The sequence below is a fragment of the Streptomyces sp. NPDC048636 genome (genome assembly GCF_040650655.1).
Lineage (GTDB): Bacteria > Actinomycetota > Actinomycetes > Streptomycetales > Streptomycetaceae > Streptomyces.
This window is the reverse complement of the sequence record NZ_JBEZHR010000007.1, coordinates 140740-149163: the sequence shown is the minus strand read 5'-3', so window position 1 is coordinate 149163 and position 8424 is coordinate 140740. Positions and strand designations below refer to the sequence as shown.

Sequence of the window (8424 nt, the reverse complement as noted above, 5' to 3'; positions counted from 1 at the left end):
GTCCCTCCCCCCCAGCCCCCCCCCCCCCCATTCCCCCCCCTAACTGGGCCTGATTTATTCGCCCAACCCTTGGGGTTTGCGGTGCCCTCCGGAGGGCACCGGCGCCGCCAGGCCGAGGTCAGGTCAGGAGCAGGGCTTGTAGAAGGGGGTCCAACCGCCACCGGGCATGGCCGGCGGCTCGGCCGTGCTGCCGAACTCCCCGTACTTCCGCTGCGTCGCGTAGTCGTAGTCCCCCGGGCCGCTGCCCGCGGTCGACAGCCGCACATCCCGGTCCAGCTGCCCGTCACCGGGGTTGTTGAGGATCGCGAGGTCCGGGTACGGGTCGTCGCCGTAGTTGGCGATCCGAAGCTGCTGGACCTCACCGTGGTCGCCGATGTCGGAGTGGCGGGCGTCGGCGGAGCTCAGGTCCGACCGCGTGAGCGGGCCGGGGCGGTATTCCGCGACGCGTGCCGTCGAGGCGTCGTCCCCGTCGGCCGGTTCGACGATGTTGACGACCATGTCCAAGGTGCCGTCGTTCTGGAAGTCGGCGACCGCGGCGGACGCGACCTCCCCCGCCTTCGCCCCGACAAGCTTGCTGACGGCCTGCTTGGCGCCGAACGAACCGTCCGCGGCCCCCCACTGGATGGTCATCTTGGTTCCGGTGTGCCCAGGATTCGCGATCTTGTCCGGGTTGCCGTCGCCGTCGAGATCGCCGACCAGTGTCGTGGCACCGGCCAGACACGGGCCCGTCGCCTTGGCGACCTTGCCGGACCGCTCAGCGCCGCCCGAGTGCGACGACCCGGCCGCACTCGCCTGGTAACCGGCGATCGTCAGTGTCAGGGCGACAGCCGAGATCGGCACGGCGATCAGACGTAACCGTTTGCGAAGCATTGACGAACTCCTCTTGTCGTTGTTGCGAGGTGAGATGGTGGTGGCGACGTACCGCGAGCGCATCCGGTGAATTACTGGTCCGTTCCGCCGAACGGAACGGCATCCGCCGCGGAGGTGTGCCAGTTGGTGACGACGGGTTCGTCGACGGTGATGTCGCCGACCGGCAGCGAGACCGGGTTGGGGTCCTCATCGCCGACGCCGACGATGACGCTGTCGAGTTCCTTGCCACCGTCGTCATTGGTGGTCTTGGGGTTCACACCGGCGTAGGCGGTCGTTCCCTCGCCCAGCGTGATCGGCTCTCCCACGGACTGCTCCGCGGGACCCGCCTCCGTACCGTCCGACCCGAAGGCCACCGTCGGAAGCTCGGCGGGCAGATCACAGGTGATCCCCGGCTTGGCCTTCGCCATGATCAGGATGTAACCCCCGGCCTGCGACTCGTCCCTGGTGCTCCAGGAGATGTCGTCGGCCCCGCACGCCTGCCCGACCGCGCCCCGCTCACCGTTGCCGATGTCGGCACCGGAGCCCTCACCGGCCCTCGCCTCGGATGCCCCGGCGGCGCCGCCCTTCCCGCCCGCGGCCTTGGCCGCGGTCCCGGCCTTGGCGGAGGCGGACGACTCACCGGACCGCGCACCCGTGTCACCCGACGACTGGCAGGCGGTGGTCAGCATCGCGGCCGTCACCAGCAGACCGGCACCGGCGAACATACGGACTCGGGGGCGGCTGAAAAGCATGGCAGGTCCTTCTTCGGCATCAGTGGAGTAGTGCTCCCGGCGACGTTCGCTCGGTGTACAACTCACCCTGCCCGCGCCCACTACCGTCCCATTAGCGCCCCACTAACAGAGCACTGACGCGCCCACCCCCACCGACGCTCGGGTACGGCCCCGACACGAGGCGCCCGAGAGCCCATCGGGCACGGGAGGCGTGCAGAGGCAGACACAACAACGCCCCAGGACCGCTCCCAGGGCCTCTGCACGGAGCGGGTGACGCAATTCGAACCCGCGCTCCGAGCTTGGGAGTCACGGGGATGTCGATACGGATCACCCCGCTGACCATCGCAAACGAATGCCGACAGCAGGCTGGTGTACCAGCCGCAGCACCCTCACTGCCCGCTGCTTACCGCTCTATCTGGTGCGGATCTGGTGCGTCGGCCGCCGCGCATCTGTCTGTCCTCAGAGTCCCGCACTTCATAGGGCGATCAGCCGCACGCGGTCATTGCAGAGCTTGGTCATGTCGTCGGTGTCGGAGGTGAGTACGGCGACTGGTCCCGGCTGGCGTAGTGCTGCCTCTGCGACGGTGGCGTCGATCGCGTATTTGTGCCCGTGCAGTCCTGCTGACTTGAGTAGTTCGGCGGCAGCCTTGGCCGCCTGTTCCGTGACGGGTTCGACCTTGACCCGTGAAAGGGGGTGTGTGCTCACGCGGCGTCCGTATGGTCGGCACGGTCGGAAGTGCCGAAGATCTTGGCGCGGGTTCGGCCAGCTCTTCGTCCGTGAAGGCGCCTTGCTCCTCCTGATGGCGCCGCAGATCGTCGCCGAGGAGCTGGTGCCGGATCTGGCGGGCCACGGCTTGAGCTACATAGCCGGACAGGAGACGGCCGTTGGGGACGACCTGATCCGGCGCAACCCCTGCCGTATTCGCGGTGCGGGGGCGACGGCGTGGAGTTCTGCGTCCGCACCGGCTGATCTGGCCAGGCGCCGGGCGGTGTCCGACCGACGCCGCCCGGCGCAGTTTCGCCTCAGGACTGCTGCATCCCCGCCAAGCCCCGCACGAAGATGTCGAGGCCGAACTCGAAGCGGGCCTCGCGGTCGCCGCCCACCATGTGCGGCGTCAAGGCGATCAAGGTGGGGAACTGGTCCTTCGGCAGCGCGCTGATGACCTCCTTGAGGTACGCCTGCGCCATCGCGGACGGATCCTCACCCTCCTCGGCCCGCGACAGGTACAGCGCCGTCTCGTAGACGTCAGCGGAGATGTAGAGCTGGAGTACGTCCAGCACCCAGGCACACCCCTGTTCGGAGACTCCGCCGCTCCGCATGATGGCCAGCAGCCCTTCGCTAATGAGCAGCGCGTTGGGGCCGGTGGGGATCGCCGCGAGTATGGCCCGTCCCAGATCGGCGTGGGCCGCCAGGACCTCGCGGAACCTCAGGGCCACTTCCTTGACCTGAACCTGCCAGCGCTCGGGGTCCGGCTGCGGGATGTCCACCGCGCCGAGCACGTGGTCGAGGACCAGTTCCAGCAGCTCCTCCTTGCCCGACACATGGACGTACAGCGAGGCGGGCCCGGTGTCCAGTTCGTCGGCCACCCTCCGCATGCTCACCGCATCGAGCCCGCCGGCGTCCAGAACGCGCAACGCCGCCTCCACGATCGACGCTTGGCTCAGCGGCTGCCGCACGGGTCGGGCTCGTCGGCGCCGCCACGGTGGCGTGGGAAGGTCCGGCACCTTCGCGCCGCCCTTGGCTGACGCGGGGTCGACAGTGGCCCCGGTCCGCGTTCGTGAAGTTCTCGCCATGAATTGCCGTCCTGAGTCGATCGGGGGGTGCGAACAGCGTAGTTGACGCGAACTCGGTACCCTCGAAAGAATAGCGATCGATTTAACGAACATCATTCGTAGGGAGGAACCCAGGATGGAAGCAACCCCGCAGCCGCGTCCCCCGGGCCCAGCCATCGGGGCGCCGTATCGATGGCGCTGGGTGGCTCTCGCCGTCGTGCTACTGGCCGAGACCATGGACCTGCTCGACTCCACCGTCATCGGAGTGGCCGCGCCCTCCATCCGCGCAGACCTGGGCGGCGATTCGGCGGCCCTGCAGTGGGTCGCCGCCGCCTACACGCTGGCGTTCGCCGTCGGTCTGATCACTGGTGGCAGGCTCGGTGACATCGCGGGCCGCCGGCGCATGCTGCTGATCGGCCTGGCGGGCTTCACCGCCGCGTCCGCCTTATGCGCGCTCGCCCCGTCCATCGGCGTACTGATCGCCGTCCGCGCGCTGCAGGGCCTGTTCGCCGCGCTCACCATCCCGCAGACCTACTCGGTGGTGGTCTCAGTCTTCGAACCCGGCGAGCGCGGCAAGGCGTTCGGCGCCTTCGGCCCGGTGATGGCGCTGGCCTCGGTCGGCGGCCCGATCCTGGCGGGCGGTCTGATCGAGGCCAACCTCGCGGGCAGCGGATGGCGCGCGGTCTTCTTCATCAATGTGCCGCTGGGCATCGTCGCCATCTGGGGCACCCTGCGGTACGTGCCCGAGTCCCGCTGCGAGCAGCGCACCCGGCTCGACCTCATGGGCATGCTGCTGATGTCAGCTGCGGCCCTTCTGCTGATCTACCCGCTGGTCCAGGGCCGCGAACTGGGGTGGCCCGCCTGGACCTTCGTTTCCATGGCCGCCGCCCTGCCCGTACTCGCCGTCTTCCGGCGGTGGGAGAAGTTCGTGACACGGTCCGGCGGCTCCCCACTGGTGGTGCCCAGCGTGCTGGCCAAGCGTGCCTTCAGCGGCAGCCTGGTGGTCGGCGTGGTCTTCTTCGCCGCCATGAACGGGTTGCTGCTGGTCTTCGGTCTCTACCTCCAGATCGGACTCGGCTGGTCTGCCATCCGCACTGGCCTGCAGATCGCCCCCATCGCCCTCGGCGTCGCCGTCGGCGCGGTCGCGGCCGGAGCCGCACTGGTGCCGCGCTTCGGACGCACGGTGCTGCACGCGGGCGCGGTGGTCATGGCGGCGGGCGTCGCCGCGGCCTCGCTGACGCTGCACCACACGGGCGGGGATGTCGGCGGGTGGGCTCTTGTCCCGTCCCTGCTGGTGACCGGCGTCGGTATGGGCCTGCTCGTGACCCCGTTCTTCGACATCGCTCTGGCGAGTGTCGAGGACCACGAGACCGGCTCGGCCTCCGGCGTCCTCAACGCCAACCAGCAGCTGGGCGCCACCCTGGGCGTGGCCCTGCTGGGAACCCTGTTCTTCGACGCCGCCCAGGGGTCCGCCAGCGGCCACCAGGCTACCGCCTACACCGAGGCGATGGAACGGTCACTCTGGGCGGTGGCGGGTGGCCTTGTGCTGGTCGCCCTGGTCGCCTTCCTGCTTCCACTCCACCCACGGCACGAGGAAGCCGGGGGTGAGGGAGCGCAACAGGGACAGGCCATGACCGGGCAGCACGCGCTGGACGGCCCGGACGCCGCTGCATACACCGAACCGCCTTCCGTCTCACACGGTGTACCGGAGGGCAACGGGACAAAGGCATCCCCCGCGCAGATGGGAGGTGCACACCGATGACCGAGATCGACCGGCCGGTCATGGATCCCGAGCGAGACGCGGCGGCAGCAGTTCTCTCCGACCACTACTCCCTCGGCACCTTGTCCAAGGACAACTTCGACGACCGGCTAGCAGCGGTCTTCGCCGCCGGTACGGTCGCCGAACTGCGCGACGTGTTGGACGGACTGCCCGTCCATCACGTCGAACCTGCGCCGACGGCCCGTACCCCCAGCGCCAGGCACCACCGGCGACGCCGGGCGGAAACGGAGAGCCGTGGAGCCGACCCCCAGCCACGACGTACCCCTTCTCCCCAGGCAAGGTGCCTGCTGGTGGCGCGCGGTCCGGCGGTCGGGCCGGAGCGGGGCGGAGACAGGAGCGGCGGCCCGCGCCGCCGGGCCGCGCGCGCCGCGCTTGCGCGGCGCCTTGAACACGTGGAGAAGGTTGTAACTCACCTCTTGCGCTTGGCGCGTTCGTGCTCGGCGATGGTGATGATGCGCTCAACGCCGTCGATCTGGTGACGGAGCTTGTTGAGCACGTCCGTGCGGGCCGACTTGATCAGGTGGTCTGTGGTCGGCGAGGTGCCGGTGGCTGTTCCGCTGGGGACCCAGAACGTCTTGTGGCTGCACTCGCGGACGATGTCCTGGCACGTGCGGATCACCCAGTTCATCGCCACGGTGATCTCTTCTCGGTGGAGCTGGTCCGGCCGTGGCGTCACTGGTCCGCCTTCTGCAAAGCTGGCAGTTGGGTGTCGGCCGATGTCATGGGAACCTCGAACTCGGCCCAGCACCGCTTACCCGTGGGCGTCGGCTCGAAGTCGAATCGAGCGGCCATCGCCGCCACGATGATGAAGCCTCGGCCGTGCTCGTCCATCGAGCCCGGAAGGCGCAGTCGTGGAAGATCACGGTTGGTGTCGCACACAGCGATCCGTACGAGGCCGTTGCAGAGGCATACATCCACCGCAACGGGTTCGCCGCCCGAGCCCGCGTGCTGCACGGCATTGGTGACCAGCTCGCTGGTTGCCAGTTCGATCGAGTCGAGTACGCCGCTGCCAGGCCGAAGCCCCCATCCCTGTAACTGCGCGAGGACGCGATGTCGCGCGTCCGCGACGGCACTTGGTGTGCCAGGGAGGACAAAGCTGAACTGGCGGGTTTCCATGAGCGCCTCCGGAACGAGTGGGCCGCCCCCACGTAACCGTTCCGAGGCGCTCGGCGGGATGCGCTCGTGCCGCCCGGGCATGGTTTATGCAGAACCCGCATCAAGGCGAAACTCGGCCCGCCTACGCTCGGTTGAAGAGGCAGTATCGGGGCGGCAGGAGGGGGCTGTGGCAGAGATGACCGATGGGCAGGAACAGGCGAGACGACTCGGCCGGGTCATCCGCCAAGCCCGACTGGCGCGGAGACGCTCGCAAGCACAGGTTGCCGCAGACCTCGGCTATCACCAGTCGAAGGTGAGCCGATTGGAGAACGGACGGGGCACGGAAGACGCCCGCGTACTGCGCGAAGTGGCGACGGTATTGGACATCCCGTTGCACGAGTTCGGCCTCGCCGCCGCCCCGGCTCCTCATGCCCCGGACCGTGAGACAGAGGACATGCACCGCCGTACGTTTCTCGCCGCCAGCGTCAGTTCCCTCGCGGTGCCGCCGACACCCAGCACGGCTGCCCATCAGAGTCTCGTCCATGCTCTGCTGCCCGGGCCGCCTCCTGTCCTCACGGCCGATGAAGTGGGTGTCCAGGAACTGTGCGCTCGAGTCGCCGCCGTCCGCCGACTGTTCTGTACGTGCGACTACGCCGAACTGAGGTTGGCACTGCCCCCGCTGATCGCCGACCTGAGGTGGGCGGCCACCGGCTCCTCCCATGTCCCAGCGGTCACCGGCCTGCTGGCCACCGCCTACCAGACGGCAGCGAGTCTGCTGCTCAAGCTCAGCGACGTAGGCCACGCGTGGATGGCCGTCGGCCGGGCCATGGCAGAAGCTGAACGGTGCGGCGACCCTGTCATCCTGGCATCCAGCATCCGGGTGCACGCGCATGTCCTCGCGCGCGAAAGGCACACCGCGCAAGCCGTAACGCTGGTGCGTCACACCGCGGATCAGCTCACCGGAGCCTATGATCGTCAGCCTGCGGGATACCTCGCGGCCCTCGGCCTGATGCTTCTGCGCGGCGTCACGGCGGCGAGTACCGCCGGAGACCGCGAGGCCGCGCAGGACTTTCTCAGCGAGGCGAAGGATGTCGCGCGATACGTGGCACTTGACCGCCCCGACGCCTGGGCCAACTTCAGCCCCACCAACGTCGAGCTGCACGTTGTCAGCGCTGCTGTCGCGCTCGGCGACTCGGGCACTGCCCTGGAGACCGCCCGACCGCTTATGCGTCGGCCGATCCCCGTCCCCGAACGGCGCGCGGCCCTGTGGGTCGAGACCGCCCGTGCGTGCAGTCAACAAGGCAGGCTCGCCGACGGCTACCGGGCTCTGCGGATCGCCGAGAGTTGCGCGGCCCAGGACATCCGGCGACCCGCCGTACGTGAGCTGGTCGCCGACATGACCGCTCGCGACCGCCGCGGGGCGTTGCCCGAGCTTCATCACTTCAGCAGACAACTGGGAGTTCCCGCGTGAGAGAGCCGAAGAGGCCGTTTCTGTATGTCGTCGTCTGCGCGGCCGGGATCGCCGACGACATCGGCAGGCTGATCACCGTGGCGCACGAGAAGGACTGCGACGTCGGGGTGATCGCCACCCCGCAGGGCCTGGGCTTCATCGACACACGGGCAGTCGAGGCCCAGACCGGCTATCCGATCCGCTCCGCCTGGCGGTCCCCCGGAGATCCCCGGCCGCTTCCGCCCCCCGACGCCATCGCCGTAGCCCCGGCCACCTTCAACACCATCAACAAGTGGGCTGCCGGGATTTCGGACACCCTGGCCCTGGGGATCCTGAACGAGGCGTACGGCCTGGGCGTCCCGACGGCCGTCCTGCCGTACCTGAACGCAGCCCAGGCCGCGCATCCCGCTTACCAGCAGAGCCTGGAGCGCCTGCGAGGGATGGGTGTGCTGTTCGGCGACTACGAGCCGCATCGCCCGAAGGCGGGCGGAGGGCGGGACGATTTCCGTTGGGAGCGGGCGGTGGAGTTGCTCATGGGAAAGATGCGCTGAGGAGTCGAGCCGACCGTTGGCCTGAGCGTCGGTCATCGGGCACGCAACGGGCACGGGAGGCATAGAGAGGTCTAGACAACAACAAAGCCCCGGGCCGCTGGCCAGGGGCTTTCGTATGGAGCGGGTGACGGGAATCGAACCCGCGCTCTGAGCTTGGGAAGCTCATGTTCTACCATTAAACTACACCCGCGAGGGC

General features: G+C 68.8%; 9 protein-coding genes, 1 tRNA gene and 1 pseudogene. 4 read left to right on the top strand and 7 right to left on the bottom strand.

Annotation, left to right across the window (positions count from 1 at the left end; all coding sequences use genetic code 11):
- Positions 1–123 precede the first annotated feature (123 nt).
- The 4 genes and pseudogenes from AB0C66_RS20755 to AB0C66_RS20740 form a co-directional block, all read right to left on the bottom strand.
- Complete coding sequence (locus AB0C66_RS20755) at positions 124–870, bottom strand: VCBS repeat-containing protein (protein ID WP_362440332.1); 747 nt, start codon at positions 868–870, stop codon at positions 124–126.
- Between the two features lie 71 nt (positions 871–941).
- The gene (locus tag AB0C66_RS20750) at positions 942–1601 is read right to left on the bottom strand and encodes a DUF4232 domain-containing protein (protein WP_362440329.1); all 660 of its coding nucleotides are present in this window, start codon (positions 1599–1601) and stop codon (positions 942–944) included.
- Positions 1602–2054: 453 nt separating this feature from the next.
- Positions 2055–2270: pseudogene (locus AB0C66_RS20745) on the bottom strand (DNA-binding protein); the annotation flags it as partial.
- A 332-nt stretch (positions 2271–2602) separates the two neighbouring features.
- The gene (locus tag AB0C66_RS20740) at positions 2603–3256 is read right to left on the bottom strand and encodes a TetR/AcrR family transcriptional regulator (RefSeq protein ID WP_362440326.1); all 654 of its coding nucleotides are present in this window, start codon (positions 3254–3256) and stop codon (positions 2603–2605) included.
- A gap of 298 nt (positions 3257–3554) precedes the next feature.
- On the opposite strand from AB0C66_RS20740, the gene AB0C66_RS20735 reads away from it, so the two are divergent.
- Both AB0C66_RS20735 and AB0C66_RS20730 read left to right on the top strand, forming a co-directional pair.
- Positions 3555–5114: an MFS transporter gene (locus AB0C66_RS20735; protein WP_362440323.1), complete on the top strand. Its 1560-nt coding sequence runs from the start codon at positions 3555–3557 to the stop codon at positions 5112–5114.
- A complete protein-coding gene (locus AB0C66_RS20730; RefSeq protein ID WP_362440320.1) occupies positions 5111–5611 on the top strand; it encodes a DUF1707 domain-containing protein in 501 nt (166 codons plus the stop codon). The genes AB0C66_RS20735 and AB0C66_RS20730 overlap by 4 nt, the downstream gene beginning before the upstream one ends.
- On the opposite strand, the gene AB0C66_RS20725 is transcribed toward AB0C66_RS20730, so the two are convergent.
- Both AB0C66_RS20725 and AB0C66_RS20720 read right to left on the bottom strand, forming a co-directional pair.
- Positions 5542–5766 (bottom strand): hypothetical protein, encoded by a 225-nt coding sequence (locus AB0C66_RS20725; protein WP_362440317.1) that lies wholly within the window; start codon positions 5764–5766, stop codon positions 5542–5544. The two genes, AB0C66_RS20730 and AB0C66_RS20725, sit on opposite strands and share 70 nt — an antisense overlap.
- 38 nt (positions 5767–5804) lie before the next feature.
- On the bottom strand, positions 5805–6248 hold the full coding sequence (locus tag AB0C66_RS20720) for an ATP-binding protein (protein WP_362440314.1): 444 nt from the start codon (positions 6246–6248) through the stop codon (positions 5805–5807).
- Positions 6249–6423: 175 nt separating this feature from the next.
- On the opposite strand from AB0C66_RS20720, the gene AB0C66_RS20715 reads away from it, so the two are divergent.
- On the top strand, positions 6424–7698 hold the full coding sequence (locus tag AB0C66_RS20715; RefSeq protein WP_362441084.1) for a helix-turn-helix transcriptional regulator: 1275 nt from the start codon (positions 6424–6426) through the stop codon (positions 7696–7698).
- Positions 7695–8228 (top strand): flavoprotein, encoded by a 534-nt coding sequence (locus AB0C66_RS20710; protein ID WP_362440311.1) that lies wholly within the window; start codon positions 7695–7697, stop codon positions 8226–8228. The genes AB0C66_RS20715 and AB0C66_RS20710 overlap by 4 nt, the downstream gene beginning before the upstream one ends.
- Before the next feature lie 116 nt (positions 8229–8344).
- On the opposite strand, the gene AB0C66_RS20705 is transcribed toward AB0C66_RS20710, so the two are convergent.
- Positions 8345–8418 (bottom strand) — tRNA-Gly (locus tag AB0C66_RS20705).
- Positions 8419–8424 lie beyond the last annotated feature (6 nt).